Annotated in this window: 14 protein-coding genes; 11 read left to right on the plus strand and 3 right to left on the minus strand. The window is 64.2% G+C overall.

The annotated features are described in order from the left end of the window. Positions 1 to 155: 155 nt before the first annotated feature. The 7 genes from hda to LDZ21_RS11530 all read left to right on the plus strand — a co-directional run bounded on the left by hda (position 156) and on the right by LDZ21_RS11530 (position 5,830). On the plus strand, positions 156 to 944 hold the full coding sequence (gene hda / locus LDZ21_RS11500) for a DnaA regulatory inactivator Hda (protein WP_244793442.1): 789 nt from the start codon (positions 156 to 158) through the stop codon (positions 942 to 944). 11 nt (positions 945 to 955) lie between these two features. Continuing rightward, on the plus strand, positions 956 to 1,642 hold the full coding sequence (locus LDZ21_RS11505; RefSeq protein WP_035961414.1) for a histidinol-phosphatase: 687 nt from the start codon (positions 956 to 958) through the stop codon (positions 1,640 to 1,642). After that, positions 1,635 to 3,245 carry a polynucleotide adenylyltransferase PcnB gene (gene pcnB / locus LDZ21_RS11510; protein WP_244793443.1) on the plus strand — a complete coding sequence of 537 codons (1,611 nt, stop codon included), beginning with the start codon at positions 1,635 to 1,637 and terminating at the stop codon, positions 3,243 to 3,245. Before LDZ21_RS11505 ends, pcnB begins: the two co-directional genes overlap by 8 nt. Before the next feature lie 100 nt (positions 3,246 to 3,345). Next, on the plus strand, positions 3,346 to 3,882 hold the full coding sequence (gene folK, locus LDZ21_RS11515) for a 2-amino-4-hydroxy-6-hydroxymethyldihydropteridine diphosphokinase (protein WP_244793444.1): 537 nt from the start codon (positions 3,346 to 3,348) through the stop codon (positions 3,880 to 3,882). Then, on the plus strand, positions 3,879 to 4,559 hold the full coding sequence (locus tag LDZ21_RS11520; protein WP_244793445.1) for a deoxynucleoside kinase: 681 nt from the start codon (positions 3,879 to 3,881) through the stop codon (positions 4,557 to 4,559). The genes folK and LDZ21_RS11520 overlap by 4 nt, the downstream gene beginning before the upstream one ends. A 41-nt stretch (positions 4,560 to 4,600) precedes the next feature. Further along, entirely contained in the window at positions 4,601 to 5,416 is an 816-nt protein-coding gene (gene panB, locus LDZ21_RS11525; protein WP_244793446.1) for a 3-methyl-2-oxobutanoate hydroxymethyltransferase, read from the plus strand. 114 nt (positions 5,417 to 5,530) lie between these two features. Then, positions 5,531 to 5,830: a hypothetical protein gene (locus LDZ21_RS11530; RefSeq protein WP_244793447.1), complete on the plus strand. Its 300-nt coding sequence runs from the start codon at positions 5,531 to 5,533 to the stop codon at positions 5,828 to 5,830. A gap of 16 nt (positions 5,831 to 5,846) precedes the next feature. Here the strand turns inward: LDZ21_RS11530 and LDZ21_RS11535 are convergent, their stop codons facing one another. Continuing rightward, a complete protein-coding gene (locus LDZ21_RS11535) occupies positions 5,847 to 6,773 on the minus strand; it encodes a CopD family protein (protein ID WP_244793448.1) in 927 nt (308 codons plus the stop codon). Between the two features lie 460 nt (positions 6,774 to 7,233). Between LDZ21_RS11535 and LDZ21_RS11540 the strand changes: the two genes are divergently transcribed. The 4 genes from LDZ21_RS11540 (at position 7,234) to LDZ21_RS11555 (ending at position 11,779) form a co-directional block, all read left to right on the plus strand. Then, on the plus strand, positions 7,234 to 7,977 hold the full coding sequence (locus LDZ21_RS11540) for a c-type cytochrome (RefSeq protein WP_244794836.1): 744 nt from the start codon (positions 7,234 to 7,236) through the stop codon (positions 7,975 to 7,977). 21 nt (positions 7,978 to 7,998) lie between these two features. Beyond that, entirely contained in the window at positions 7,999 to 9,297 is a 1,299-nt protein-coding gene (locus tag LDZ21_RS11545; RefSeq protein WP_035961436.1) for a c-type cytochrome, read from the plus strand. 82 nt (positions 9,298 to 9,379) lie between these two features. Continuing rightward, the gene (gene trhA, locus LDZ21_RS11550; RefSeq protein WP_035961443.1) at positions 9,380 to 10,000 is read left to right on the plus strand and encodes a PAQR family membrane homeostasis protein TrhA; all 621 of its coding nucleotides are present in this window, start codon (positions 9,380 to 9,382) and stop codon (positions 9,998 to 10,000) included. Positions 10,001 to 10,237: 237 nt separating this feature from the next. After that, positions 10,238 to 11,779: a DEAD/DEAH box helicase gene (locus tag LDZ21_RS11555; RefSeq protein WP_035961447.1), complete on the plus strand. Its 1,542-nt coding sequence runs from the start codon at positions 10,238 to 10,240 to the stop codon at positions 11,777 to 11,779. Positions 11,780 to 11,914: 135 nt separating this feature from the next. Here the strand turns inward: LDZ21_RS11555 and LDZ21_RS11560 are convergent, their stop codons facing one another. After that, positions 11,915 to 12,415, minus strand: a complete 501-nt coding sequence (locus tag LDZ21_RS11560; RefSeq protein ID WP_244793449.1) for a PNPOx family protein — start codon at positions 12,413 to 12,415, stop codon at positions 11,915 to 11,917. A gap of 9 nt (positions 12,416 to 12,424) precedes the next feature. Continuing rightward, positions 12,425 to 13,249, minus strand: coding sequence for a ferritin-like domain-containing protein (locus LDZ21_RS11565; RefSeq protein ID WP_244793450.1), 825 nt, complete (start codon positions 13,247 to 13,249; stop codon positions 12,425 to 12,427). Positions 13,250 to 13,537 lie beyond the last annotated feature (288 nt).

Below are 13,537 nucleotides of genomic sequence, written 5' to 3' on the forward strand. Positions count from 1 at the left end.
ACTGCACCCTTTTCGAGATTGCGGCCGCAGCAGTAAGCGCCGCACCTGAGCGCGCAATCGACGGCAGCAACAGGCGTCGCGCGAATCGGCCCACGCGCCCGCGCTTTCTCGAGAAAACGCAGCTCTTCGATGCAGCCCGACGACATCCATTCCCCGTGCAACGCCAACTGACGCTCGACCTCGGCACCCCGCCGCCCGCCACCTTCGATAATTTCTTCGCCGCCGGCAACCACGAACTGGTCACGCGGCTGCGCGGACTCGAAGGCGCACTCGCGGCCGGCCCGGTCGCGGACCGCTCGTTCTATCTGTGGGGCGAGCCGGGCAGCGGGCGCAGTCATCTTCTGCATGCGCTCGTCCATGAAGCGAGCGGCCGCGCGCGCTACCTGAGCCCGCAAAGCGCGCTCAACGCATTCGGCTTCGATCCCGAAGTGGCGCTGTACGCCGTCGACGATTGCGACCGCCTCTCCGCCCCGCAGCAAATCGCGCTGTTCAATCTCTTCAACGAATGCCGGGCGCATCCGACAAGCGCGCTCGTCGCCGCCGGAAACGCCGCGCCGATCACGCTCGGCGTGCGCGAAGACTTGCGCACGCGCCTCGGCTGGGGACTCGTCTTCCATCTGATGCCGCTGACCGACGAGGCGAAGGCGGCCGTGCTGAAGCACGCAGCCCACGAGCGCGGCATCGTGCTGGCGGAAGACGTTCCCGCCTATCTGCTCACGCATTTCCGGCGCGACATGCCGAGCCTGATGGCGCTGTTCGACGACCTCGACCGCTTCTCGCTCGAACAGAAACGCGCGGTCACGCGATCGCTCCTGCGCACGATGCTCGCGCAAACCGGGCCGGTGCCGCCGCTTGCCGCCGTCGCGCCGCTGGAATCGCACGAAACGGACGATCCCGGCTCCGCCTGCGCCGCGCCCGACAACGCGGGCAGCCGCTTCAAGTAGAATGCGTCCCCATGAACCTCGCCCTTTTTGATCTCGATCACACGCTCCTGCCCACCGACAGCGACCACGAATGGGGCCGCTTCATGGTAAAACTGGGCATCGTCGATCCGACCGAATTCGCGCGTCAGAACGACGCCTTCTACGCCGATTACAAGGCCGGCGTGCTCGACATCAACGCGTATCTGCATGCGATGCTCGCGCCGCTGTCGAAGTATTCCCGCGAGCAGCTCGCCGACTGGCACGCGCAGTTCATGCACGAGATCATCAATCCGCGCATCGTGCCCGCCGCGGTCACGCTCGTGCGCGAGCACCAGGACAACGGCGATCTCTGCTGTCTCGTCACCGCGACGAATGCGTTCATCACGGCGCCCATCGCGGAAGCGTTCGGCATCGAAACACTGATCGCGTGCGAAGTCGAAACCGTCGACGATCACCCGCACGGCGCGTTCACCGGCCGGCCGCGCGGGACGCCGAGCTATCGCGAAGGCAAGATCGTGCGCGTCGAGGAATGGCTCGCGTCGCTCGGCAAGACGATCGGCGACTTCAAGCGCAGCTATTTCTATAGCGACTCGCACAACGACATCCCGCTTCTCGAGCGCGTCACCGACCCGGTCGCGACCAATCCCGACGACACCTTGCGCGCACACGCGCAAGCCAAAGGCTGGCGCATCCTGAACCTCTTCGATACACGTGATTAAAAAACTCATCCGCAAGCTGTTCGGACAAGAGAGCGCCGAATCCCAGGAAAGCGCTTCGAACGACACGGCAACCGCACAGGCCGAAACGAAGTCCGCCCGCAAGACCGTGCGCGTTCCGCGCAAGAAAGCCGCCGCGCCAGTGAAGCGCGATCCGAGCGTCCCGGTGATCCTTTCGTCGGAGATTCACGGCATCGACCAGTCGCTGATCTCGAAGAACGCGATGCGCGTCACCGATGGCCTGCAGCAAGCGGGGCATCGCGCGTTCATCGTCGGCGGCGCGGTGCGCGATCTGCTGCTCGGCGTCGCGCCGAAGGATTTCGACGTCGCCACCGACGCCACGCCCGACGAAGTGCAGCGGCTCTTCCGGCGCGCGCGCATCATCGGGCGGCGCTTTCAGATCGTGCACGTGCAGTTCGGGCAGGAAATCATCGAAACATCGACGTTCCGCGCGCTCGTCGATACCCCGCCGCCCGCGCCTGCCGCTGAACCGCCGCGGCGCTACCGGCGCGGCGAGCTCGACATGCGCACGCACGCCGTCGATGCGTCCGGCCGCGTGCTGCGCGACAACGTCTGGGGCGAGCAGCACGAAGACGCCACGCGCCGCGACTTCACGATCAACGCGATGTACTACGATCCGGCCACGCAAACCGTGCTGGATTATCACGACGGCATGGCCGATATCCGCGCGCGCCTCTTGCGCATGATCGGCGACCCGGCCACGCGCTATCGCGAAGATCCGGTGCGAATGCTGCGCGTCGTGCGCTTTGCGGCGAAGCTCGGCTTCGAGATCGACGAAGCCACGCGCGCGCCGATCAAGGAACTCGCGGACCTGATGGACAACGTGCCGGCCGCGCGTCTCTTCGACGAAATGCTGAAGCTGCTGCTGTCGGGCCACGCGCTCGCGTGCCTTACGCGCTTGCGTCAGGAAGGCTTGCATCACGGCGTATTGCCCTTGCTCGATGTCGTGCTCGAACAGCCGCATGGCGAGAAGTTCGTCACGCTCGCACTCACCAGCACCGACGAGCGCGTGCGCGCCGGCAAGCCCGTGTCGCCGAGTTTCCTCTTCGCGACACTGCTGTGGCACGACGTGCAGACGCGCTGGCAGAAGTACACCGGCGCGGGCGAATTTCCGGTGCCGGCGCTGCATCGCGCGATGGACGACGTGCTCGAAATGCAGACCGAGAAGCTCGCCATCCACAAGCGCTATTCCGCCGACATGCGCGAAATCTGGGGCTTGCAGCATCGGCTGGAAAAGCGCGGCCGCAGCGCGCTGAAGCTGCTGGAACACCCGCGATTCAGGGCGGGTTATGATTTCTTGCTGCTGCGTTGCGAGTCGGGCGAACTGGATGCCGAAGTCGGACAATGGTGGACCGACTTCATCGAAAGCGACCACGCTCAGCGCGAAACGCTGCTGGCGCAAGGCGGCAAGGACCACAACGCGCCCAAGAAGCGCCGCCGTCGCAGCAATGCGAAGCGCAAGACGGGCGAAGCCTCTGAACTGGGCGTCGCGACCGAGTCGCAAGCGTCGCCTGTGAGCGGCGCCGAACAAACCAGCGCAGAAAGAAGAAACGGCGGAAGGGGCGAAGGCTCAGACAACGAATAAAGCCGGTTTTCGCTACAGTAGCGGCTGAAGGTTTGCACCCGGGCAGCGTGCCTGGGTCTCACCGGCTTATCGCCCAAGACCTACCCGTAGGACGACCGCCATGACGATTGCATATCTGGGCCTCGGAGCGAATCTCGGCGATGCGCGCCAGACCTTGAAAGACGCAGTCGTGTGTCTCGCGCAGCAGCACACGATCACCGTGCTCGCGAAATCAAGCCTGTACCGCACCGCGCCGATCGATTCTTCCGGCGACGATTACTTCAATTGCGTCGTCAAGCTCGAAACGACGCTTCCCGCTCGCGCGCTCCTGCGTCTGTGTCACGCCATCGAGGAACAGTTCGGGCGCGAGCGGCCGTATCGCAACGCGCCGCGCACGCTCGATCTCGATATCCTGCTGTACGGCGCGTCGAGCATCGACGAGATGGATCTCGTGGTGCCGCATCCGCGCATGACGGAGCGCGCTTTCGTGCTGGTGCCGCTCGTCGAGCTCGAACCCGATCTCATCATTCCGCAGCGCGGCCGCGCCGATGCGTTCGTCGCGGCGGTCGCCGATCAACGCATCGAAAGAGTCGCGACGTGTCAGTGCCTCGCGTTCGGCGCTTCTCCCGCCCCCAACAACAAGACCATTTGCCGATGAGCGTTCCGCCACTCACCGTGACCGCGCCGCAACTGCGGCCGCCGCACCGTTACATTGCGATCGAAGGGCCGATTGGCGTCGGCAAGACCACGCTCGCGACGCTGCTCGCCGAACGCTGGTCGATGCGCACGCTGTTCGAGCGCCCGCAGGACAATCCTTTCCTGGAGCGCTTCTATCGCGACACCACGCGGCATGCACTTTCGACGCAACTCAGCTTCGCGCTGCAACGCGTGGCGCAAACGCGCGAAGTCGCGGAGATGCTCACGCACAATACGCCGATGATCGCGGACTTCATCACGCAGAAAAGCGATCTCTTTGCGCGCCTCACGCTGCCCGACGACGAGTTCCAGTTGTACGGCGACATCGCTTCGCGCATCGGCGCGAGCGCGCCCGCGCCGGATCTGGTCGTGTACTTGCAGGCCAGTCCCGAAGTGCTGTTCTCGCGCATCCAGAAGCGCGCGCTGCCGATGGAGCTGCAAATCTCCGATTCGTATCTGCGCGCGCTCACCGATGCCTATAACGACTTCTTCTATCACTATGACGCGACGCCGCTGCTCACGGTCAACGCCGAGCATCTGAACCCGGTCGCGTCGGACGAGGATCTCGCGCTCCTCGTCGAGCGCATCGAGACCATGCGCGGGCGCAAGGAATTCTTTGTCAAAGGCGTGTCGGTCTGAGCTTCGGCTCGATGTCTCGCGCCATCTTCAGCGAAAAAATCATGACGTATCTGCAGGAAACGAGCCGCTCGACGATCACCGTCCCGAAGCTGCAAGCCATGCGCGAGGCGGGCGAACGCATCGTCATGCTGACGTGTTACGACGCGAGCTTCGCCGCGCTGCTGGATCGCGCGGGCGTCGACGTGATGCTGATCGGCGATTCGCTCGGCAACGTGCTGCAAGGGCACAGCACGACGCTGCCCGTCACGCTCGACGACATTGCGTATCACACGGCATCGGTGGCGCGCGGCAACAAGAGCGCGCTGATCGTCGCGGACATGCCGTTCGGCACCATCGGATCGCGCGAGGAGACGTATGCCAACGCCGTCAAGCTGATGCGCGCCGGTGCGCAGATGGTGAAGATCGAAGGCGGCGAATGGCTCGCGGAAACCGTGCGCTTTCTCGTCGAGCGCTCGATTCCGGTATGCGGCCACGTGGGACTCACGCCGCAATCCGTGCATGCGTTCGGCGGCTTCAAGGTACAAGGCAAGACGGATGCCGCCGCCGAACAGATGCGGCGCGACGCCCTGGCGCTGCAAGATGCGGGCGCGCAGTTGCTCGTGATCGAAGCGGTGCCGACGCTGCTCGCACGCGATGTCACCGCGAAGCTCGCGATCCCGACGATCGGGATTGGCGCGGGCATCGATTGTTCGGGTCAGGTGCTGGTGCTGCACGACATGCTGGGCGTTTTTCACGGCAAGCGTCCGCGCTTCGTGAAAGATTTCATGCAAGGCCAGCCGAGCATTTTCGCCGCCGTCGAAGCCTACGTGCACGCGGTCAGGGACGGCAGTTTTCCCGGTCCCGAGCATACGTTCTGATCGGCATCAGGCCGGCGCGGGCCGTAGCGGGTCTGCGCTTTCTCGTACATACTGCACGGGCGAGGTTCTTGCACACTAGCGTTCGAAAACGTCTTTCCGAAAACGAGAACGATCATGTGGCACTCCCTTCCCGACGAATACGTGCGCGCGCAGCTTGCTGTCGGCGCGCTCGTCATGTTCGGCGTGGCGCGGGTCGTCGCGGCGGTGCTCGGGGCGCAGCATGGATGGCGGATATCGGCGGTGACGCGCGCGTTCATTGTGCTGTCGGTCGTATTCTGCCTGCCGCAATTGCTCGACGTGCTGTTGGCCGCGAGTTCCGGGCAGGCCTTCGTCGAGCTGCAAGGCAAAGTGGCTGGCTGCGCGCTGGCGCTGTTTTGCGCGCCGATCGTGAGTCATCGGCTCGGCTATGAATGACACGCTGCGCGTAATGTCACGACGCGAAGCCCGGCACGCTATGTGAGAGCACCGACGCCGTCACGAACACCATCACCATCAGCACGGCTTCAACGCGCATCACGTTGATGACCGTATGCGCGTCCGTCGTCGATGCCGTGCGTTGCAAGCGCGGTAACGCGGACCATCGACTAAGCGCGCCCAACATCAGCGCGCATGCGATCAGCGCGCTCTTCAACAGCAACGCCCTGCCCCAGCCGCTGCCCGTCAGCACGTCGGCCGATCCGCCCGTTCCGCGCCATGCATTGAACACGCCCGTTGCGATGACGAGCGCCACCGCGATCGCCGCCGCGTGTGACATGCGCGACACGATGCGCATCAGCGAAGCCCGCGCCACGGACGTATCGAGCGCCGGCAACACTGCCGCGCCCGCGATCACCACGCCGCCCCACACGCCCGTTGCAAGCAGATGCAGCGTCTGCACGCCTTCGGCAATCGAGAACGCGCCGGCGTCGGCGGCATGACCGACTGCGGCCTTACCCGCCGCCGCGACGATCGCGCCGAGCACGGCCGCCGCGACACGGCCCGCGCCGAACGCTTTGCCCGTTCCGGAGGCGAGTGCAAGCAACACGCCGCCGGCGCACGCCACCGCCCAGCCGACGCCCGCATGCGTCGCCGTCGCGACGAGCCATAGCGACGCGCCGGCGTCGAGGATCGGCGAGCCGCTCATGGCGGCGGATTGCAGCCACAGCGAAGCGATAATGCACGCGACGAAGACGAGCGCCGACACGATGCTCATTCGCAACGCGCGCCGATATCCACGCCGCGCGGGCGACATCGACGCAAACGCACGTTCGCGGCCGAGCCAAACGCGAAGCAGCAATGCGCCGAGCGCCGACGCGAACGCGAGATCGGCGAGCGCGGCGAAAAAGACTTGAAGCAGCCAGAGCGAATCGATGCTCATGAAGCGGCGCGAACGCGAATTGCTGAGTGGGGATGCGGGCGAGTCATCGAGCGATTTTTGGATGAGGGCTCGCGCAGTCTAAACGACCGGCGTGCGCAACACAGCGGCCCCTGAAAACCGATGCGCCTTGAACGTCGACGCGCGGCTTCCTAAGCTCCTCGACAAGCGAGCGGTGAGCAAGCGGCAAGTCACGCGTCCAACTCTTGTCGATAAATAACGATTCAACGCAATGTCAAAGTTCTTGTCTGTCGCGCGGCATATTGTCGCGATTTCGCCGCAGCACGCCCGAAAAGTTGTGTCAAATAGTCACCATCAGGCAACGATGATAGAATTCCGCGTCGCATCAGAGGCTCGTCGAGCCGCTATGGCCGTGGTCCGCCACCCTCCGCCACCGTACGCGTGGCCGTGGTTCGCCACCTTCGCACCGAGCCGCACGAAGCTCGGCAGGTCCCCGAATTTCATGGAGTGTCGCGTGTTTTCAAGACGCATTTTTCGTCCGCTGCTCGCTCTGGCAATGATCGGCAGCGCTGGCGTTCTCAGCGCGGGTCAAGCGCAAGCCCAGGCGCAAAGCCAGCCGATCGCGCCCGACACGATGGCAGCGCGCGTGCAAGGCTGCACCGCATGTCACGGTGTTCACGGCGAAGGCACGGACAATGACTATTTCCCGCGTCTTGCCGGCAAGCCCGCCGATTATCTCTACAACCAGCTCCAGAATTTCCGCGAAGGCCGGCGCAAATACCCGCCGATGAACTACCTCGTCACGTATCTCTCGGACGACTACCTTCATCAGATCGCGACTTACTTCTCGCAGCAGCGTCCGCCGTATCCGCCGCCCGCCAAGACGAACGTGTCGGCGAGCACGCTCGCGCGCGGCTCGCAGCTCGTGCTGAACGGCGATGCATCGAAGAACATTCCCGCGTGCGCGGCGTGTCACGGCAAGGGCCTGACGGGCATGCAGCCCGCCATCCCCGGTCTGGTCGGCCTGCACTCTGACTACATCAGCGCGCAGGTCGGCGCATGGAAGTCCGGCACGCGTCACGCGAAGGCGCCTGACTGCATGCAGCAAATCGCCACGCGCCTGTCCGACGACGACGTGACCGCCGTCGCCGCCTGGCTCTCCACGCAAACCGCACCCGCCAACCCGGTGCCCGCGCCCGCTGGCTCGTTGAAGATGCCGCTCACGTGCGGCAGCGAACCGCAATAAGGCGTCTGGAGCGACAACACAATGAAACGCAAGTCCCTGTTCGCACTCTCCTCGGCTGTCGTGGTGGCAGCCGTCGCAGCCGGCGCCGTCCTCTGGTCGGGCGGCGACAATCTCCACTCGGGCGGCGCCATCGCGGCGACGCCAGGCGACAAGGCCGCGCTCGTCAAGCAAGGCGAGTATCTGGCCCGCGCCGGCGACTGTATCGCCTGCCACACGGTTCGCGGCGGCAAGCAGTTCGCGGGCGGCCTGCCGATGGCCACCCCGTTCGGCACGATGTTCACGCCGAACATCACGCCGGACGACAAGTACGGCATCGGCAAGTGGACCGCCGACGACTTCTATCGCGCGATGCACACCGGCCGCTCGAAGGACGGCAGCCTGCTCTATCCGGGCTTCCCGTTCACGAGCTACACGAAGGTTACGCGCGCCGACTCCGACGCGATCTACGCCTACCTGCGCTCGGTTCCGCCGGTTTCCGAGCCGAGCCGTCCGCATGAACTGCGCTTCCCGTTCAACAACCGCAACCTGCTGATCGGCTGGCGCACGCTGTTCTTCTCGGAAGGCGAGTACAAGCCGGATCCGACCAAGTCAGTCGAATGGAACCGCGGCGCGTATCTGGTCGAAGGTCTGGGTCACTGCGGCATGTGCCACACGTCGATCAACGCGATGGGCGGCCCGGTCAATTCGGCGGCGTTTGCCGGCGGCCTGATCCCGCTGCAGAACTGGTATGCGCCGTCGCTGACGTCGAACAAGGAAGCCGGCCTCGGCGACTGGGACATCAAGGACATCAACGATCTGTTGAAGACCGGCGTGTCGCAGCGCGGCGCGGTGTTCGGCCCGATGGCGGAAGTGGTTCACAACAGCCTGCAGTACATGACCGACGCGGACATCAACGCGATGTCGACGTATCTCAAGTCGATCCCGCAGAAGAAGGAAGCGCCGGAACCGCTGCAGCTCGAAACCTCCGAGAAGTTCGGCGGCGAACTGCTCACGATGGGCAAGAAGGTGTACACCGAGAACTGCGCGAAGTGCCACGCGGAGAATGGTCTCGGCAAGCCGCCGGCTTACCCGCCGCTCGCGAACAATCAGTCGATCCAGATGCCGTCGGCCGTCAACCCGATCCGCATGACGCTCAACGGCGGCTATCCGCCGAGCACGGAAGGCAATCCGATGCCGCACGGCATGCCGCCGTTCGCGCAGTCGCTGTCGGATACGGAAGTCGCGGCAGTCGTGACGTACATCCGTATGTCGTGGGGCAACCACGGCACGCCGGTGTCGCCGCAACAGGTCAGCAACCTGCGTTCGGCGCCGCTCGACTGACATCTTCGCTAGACAGCGTACAATACGTACAGGGCGCGGCCTTATATCGGGGCTGCGCCCTTTGTTTTTTGGTGGATCGGTCATGCATGCAGGGGAACGTTTCAACAGCATCAGCCATCTGATCGGCGCGGTCTTGTCGATAGCGGGACTCGTGACCCTCGTGACGATGGGCGCGCTCGAGGGCGACGCATACAAGGTCGTGAGCTTCGCCGTGTACGGGGCGATGCTCTGCGTGCTCTACCTTATCTCGACGTGGTATCACTGCACGCGCTCGCCGCGGCTGAAAGCGATCCTGCAGAAGTGCGATCACTCGGCTATTTATTTGCTGATCGCCGGCAGTTACACACCGTATACACTGGTGACCTTGCGTGGCCCCTGGGGCTGGTCGCTATTCGGTGTGAGCTGGGGACTTGCTGTCCTCGGCATCACGCAGGAACTCACGCTCGGGCGAAGAACCCGCAGCGTTTCGATGGTGCTCTACGTGTTGATGGGCTGGCTCGCGCTCGTAGCCGTTCATCCGCTCGTGACGACGCTGCCGGCCGCGGGCACCGCATGGCTGGTGGCGGGCGGCGTCATTTATACCGCCGGAATCTGGTTTTTCATCAACGACGAGCGCATCCGGCACGGCCACGGTATCTGGCATCTGTTCGTGCTGGCGGGCAGTCTGTGCCAGTTCGTGAGCGTCGCGCGCTATGTCGCGTGAATCCTGAATCGGCGTATATCACGCATCGCAACGATTGCGATGCAACTTCCAGCCAGCCGGCGTGTCTTGATAGCGCGTCGAAGCATGCGGCACTGCCAGTGCGGTCGATGACCGCAAATCATGGCCTGCCGCCCGATTTTCCCGAGCGTCGCACACGCGCTCAGCCGGCCGAACCTCCGTTCGCCGCTGCAATGTATCGCGTGCGCGCCGTTCGCCATAACGATTTGAACACCCTATATGTCTTTTGATTCACTCGGACTGTCAGAGCCCCTCCTTCGCGCTGTCAACGAATTAGGCTATACCACTCCCACCCCCATTCAGCTTCAGGCCATTCCAGCCGTGCTCAAAGGCGGCGATCTGCTTGCGGGCGCGCAAACCGGCACCGGCAAGACGGCGGGCTTTACGCTGCCGATCCTGCAACGCCTCTCGCAACTCGCCCCCGCTCAGGGCGGCGCAAAGCGCCCGGTGCGCGCGCTGATCCTCACGCCGACGCGCGAACTCGCCGCGCAGGTCGAAGAAAGCGTGCGTGCATACGGCAAATATTTGAAGCTGCGCTCGACCGTGATGTTCGGCGGCGTCGGCATCAATCCGCAGATCGATGCGCTGCGCCGTGGCGTGGATATCGTCGTGGCGACGCCGGGCCGTCTGCTCGATCACATGCAGCAGAAGACCATAGACGTTTCGCAGCTCGAAATTCTCGTGCTGGACGAAGCCGACCGCATGCTCGACATGGGCTTCATCCATGACATCAAGCGCGTGCTCGCGCGTCTGCCGCAGAAGCGCCAGAACCTGTTGTTCTCGGCCACCTTCTCGGACGAAATCAAGGCGCTGGCCGACAGCCTGCTCGATTCGCCCGCGCTGATCGAAGTCGCGCGCCGCAATACGACGGCCGAGCGCATCGAGCAGAAGATTTATCCGGTCGATCGCGAGCGCAAGCGCGAAATGCTCACGCATCTGATCCGCCAGAATGACTGGTTTCAGGTGCTTGTCTTCACGCGCACGAAGCACGGTGCGAATCGTCTCGCCGAGCAATTGACGAAGGACGGCATCAGCGCGCTCGCCATTCACGGCAACAAGAGCCAGTCGGCGCGCACGCGTGCGCTCGCCGAGTTCAAGGCGGAGACACTGCAGGTGCTCGTCGCGACGGATATCGCCGCGCGGGGCATCGACATCGATCAGTTGCCGCACGTCGTCAACTTCGATCTGCCGAACGTGCCGGAAGACTACGTGCACCGTATCGGCCGCACGGGGCGCGCGGGCGCGGACGGCGAAGCGGTGTCGCTCGTGTGTGTCGATGAACTGCAACTGCTGAAGGATATTGAACGCCTCATCAAGCGTCCGATTCCGCAGGAAGTGATTCCGGGCTTCGAGCCCGATCCGAACGCGAAGCCGGAGCCGATCCAGCGCCGCAGCCAGGGACGCGGCGCACCGCGCGATGGCGAACGGCGTGATGGCGGGCGCGGTAATGGGGCATCGCAGGGACAGGGCCGTGACGCGAAGCCGGCAAACGGCGGCGGTGCGGGCGGTCAGGGACAGCGCGAGAACCGCGCGCCGCGCGATGCACGCAGCGCCAACAAGCCGGCAACGGCGGGCAAGCCGGGCAACGGCGGCGGCAATGCGAAGCCCGCGCCGCGTCGCGCTGAAGCCGCGACTGTGGGCCATGCGCCGAATCCTCGCGCCAAAGCCGGTAACCCCGGCGCGCTGCTCGGCGGCAAGCCGCGTAAGGACAACGGCGGCGGCCGGCGCGATGGCATGCGTTCGGGCGATCGCGGGCGCTAAACCGTCAAGGTTCGGGCGAGCCGCCGTGTGGCGGCTCGTTTTGTTTTTGCTTGATCGTGGAAGGTTGCAGATGCGGCTACGTACACGGCGCAGCAAACCGGCACTAACCGCCGGACGTCCGGCCGTTACAGCAATTCACGCGGCGGCGCTCGCCGCCCGCGTCAACCACTCGATCTGCTCCCGCCAACGGGCGCGCACACTGTCGGCATCATCCAATTCGAACGTGATGCCACCCGTCAGCCGCGCGTAATTCACGCGCTGAATCTCTCCGCTTTCAATCGAGCCGACAAAACAGGCAAGCGGCACGCCGTCCAGCGCGACGCGCCGTGCGTCCAGTTGCACTTGATAGAACGCTTCGTCGAAAACGAAAGTCAACGTCGCGCGTGCGCTCGAAGCGATCGCCTGCGCGGTACGCGACGACGGCCACAGCGCAAAGCACAGCGTCCGCGCGTCCGGCGCCAGCAACTCGCCTGCGCTCAGCAGCGCGGTGCGAATGCGGCCGGCGCCATCGACGGCGCAAAGCGACACCGTGAAGCCGTGCGGAGCACTCCTGAGCGTGCCGTCGAAGAGCGCGCGCAACTCGGGCGGCCACTCATCAAAGGCAGTTTGCGCAGAGCGTGACGCCTCGTCCGACATCGCTTCGGCTCAGCGAAAGAAGAACTGCGTGATCTTGGCGAGCGGATAATGCACGCCCGGCTGAATGCGCGCCGGCAGATCGAGCGGCTTCAGCAGCATCTTGATGCACTGATCCGCCGACAAATTGCGCCGCACCAGTGCATTGACGCTCGCGAACAGTTCACGGTTATAGCTCGAATCCTTGACGCGCTCGGGGTATCGGACAGCGAAGACGTGGCGCAGCGCGATCTCCGAATCTTCGCTCTTCAGTTCCATCACGCGGCGAATGAGCGCGCCGAGCACGGCCACGCGGCTATTGCCTTCGATCTTGTTCCACTTCTTGAAGAAGCGGAAAAAATGCTTGTAGTGCCGCACCTCGTCCGTGCGGATGTGATCGGTGATTTCCTTCAGCACCGGCTCGTCGGAACATTCGTTGATTGCCCGATAAAGCGTGGCCGTGCCGGTTTCGATGACGCAGCGCGCCACCATTTCCAGCGCGCGCTTCTTCTCGAACTGTTCGTACGAGCAGGTCAGCGAATATTCGGCGAAGAAGTTCTTGAAAGCCGTGTCCCAGTCGAACTCCGGCCAGACGTGATTGATGTACGTCTTGAGAGCCCGGCCGTGCTGCATTTCCTCCGGCTCCCATTCCCTGTTCAGCCAAGCCGAGACTTCGGGATCGTCCTTGAAATAGGTGCTCAGATTGCTCGTGTAGAGATCCGTCCCGCTCTCGATGAAAGAGCAGGCGCAGAGCAACAGGAGAAGATGTTCGTTCGATGCCGCTTTCTGACGGTCGATCCGGCTGAGATCGATGTCTTCGATTCGCCACGGCATGACGTGGGTGCTGTCTGTGTGCATGTATCGCGCTCCTGGCTGAACTGAACGCGCCACCGGCCGATCAACGACGGCCAGGGTTCAGGCGACGCCGCGAACGTTCAGTCCGAGCGTCCTCTATCAAAAGTTAGCGGCTGTGCTTTTGCATCTTAGCCGTCCTGCAATGAGTTTGCAGACATGGGGGACAGACCCGCCGCGCGCGGCGCGGTTCCGCTCGTGTCTTGCCGTGCGTCAAATTTCTACCAGTCTTGACGTGCTTTTGACAACGAGCGAGGCCGGGGCAGGCAGAGCATGAACCGTGCCGTTGATATC

Origin of the sequence: Caballeronia grimmiae (assembly GCF_022879615.1) — a bacterium.
Classification (GTDB): Bacteria; Pseudomonadota; Gammaproteobacteria; order Burkholderiales; family Burkholderiaceae; genus Caballeronia; species Caballeronia grimmiae.

Coding starts and splice junctions, on each gene's coding strand:
- LDZ21_RS11505 (WP_035961414.1), top strand. CDS start 956: ATGAACCTCGCCCTTTTTGATCTCGATCACACGCTCCTGCCCACCGAC.
- folK (WP_244793444.1), top strand. CDS start 3,346: ATGACGATTGCATATCTGGGCCTCGGAGCGAATCTCGGCGATGCGCGC.
- LDZ21_RS11520 (WP_244793445.1), top strand. CDS start 3,879: ATGAGCGTTCCGCCACTCACCGTGACCGCGCCGCAACTGCGGCCGCCG.
- panB (WP_244793446.1), top strand. CDS start 4,601: ATGACGTATCTGCAGGAAACGAGCCGCTCGACGATCACCGTCCCGAAG.
- LDZ21_RS11530 (WP_244793447.1), top strand. CDS start 5,531: ATGTGGCACTCCCTTCCCGACGAATACGTGCGCGCGCAGCTTGCTGTC.
- LDZ21_RS11535 (WP_244793448.1), bottom strand. CDS start 6,773: ATGAGCATCGATTCGCTCTGGCTGCTTCAAGTCTTTTTCGCCGCGCTC.
- LDZ21_RS11540 (WP_244794836.1), top strand. CDS start 7,234: ATGGAGTGTCGCGTGTTTTCAAGACGCATTTTTCGTCCGCTGCTCGCT.
- LDZ21_RS11545 (WP_035961436.1), top strand. CDS start 7,999: ATGAAACGCAAGTCCCTGTTCGCACTCTCCTCGGCTGTCGTGGTGGCA.
- trhA (WP_035961443.1), top strand. CDS start 9,380: ATGCATGCAGGGGAACGTTTCAACAGCATCAGCCATCTGATCGGCGCG.
- LDZ21_RS11555 (WP_035961447.1), top strand. CDS start 10,238: ATGTCTTTTGATTCACTCGGACTGTCAGAGCCCCTCCTTCGCGCTGTC.
- LDZ21_RS11560 (WP_244793449.1), bottom strand. CDS start 12,415: ATGTCGGACGAGGCGTCACGCTCTGCGCAAACTGCCTTTGATGAGTGG.
- LDZ21_RS11565 (WP_244793450.1), bottom strand. CDS start 13,249: ATGCACACAGACAGCACCCACGTCATGCCGTGGCGAATCGAAGACATC.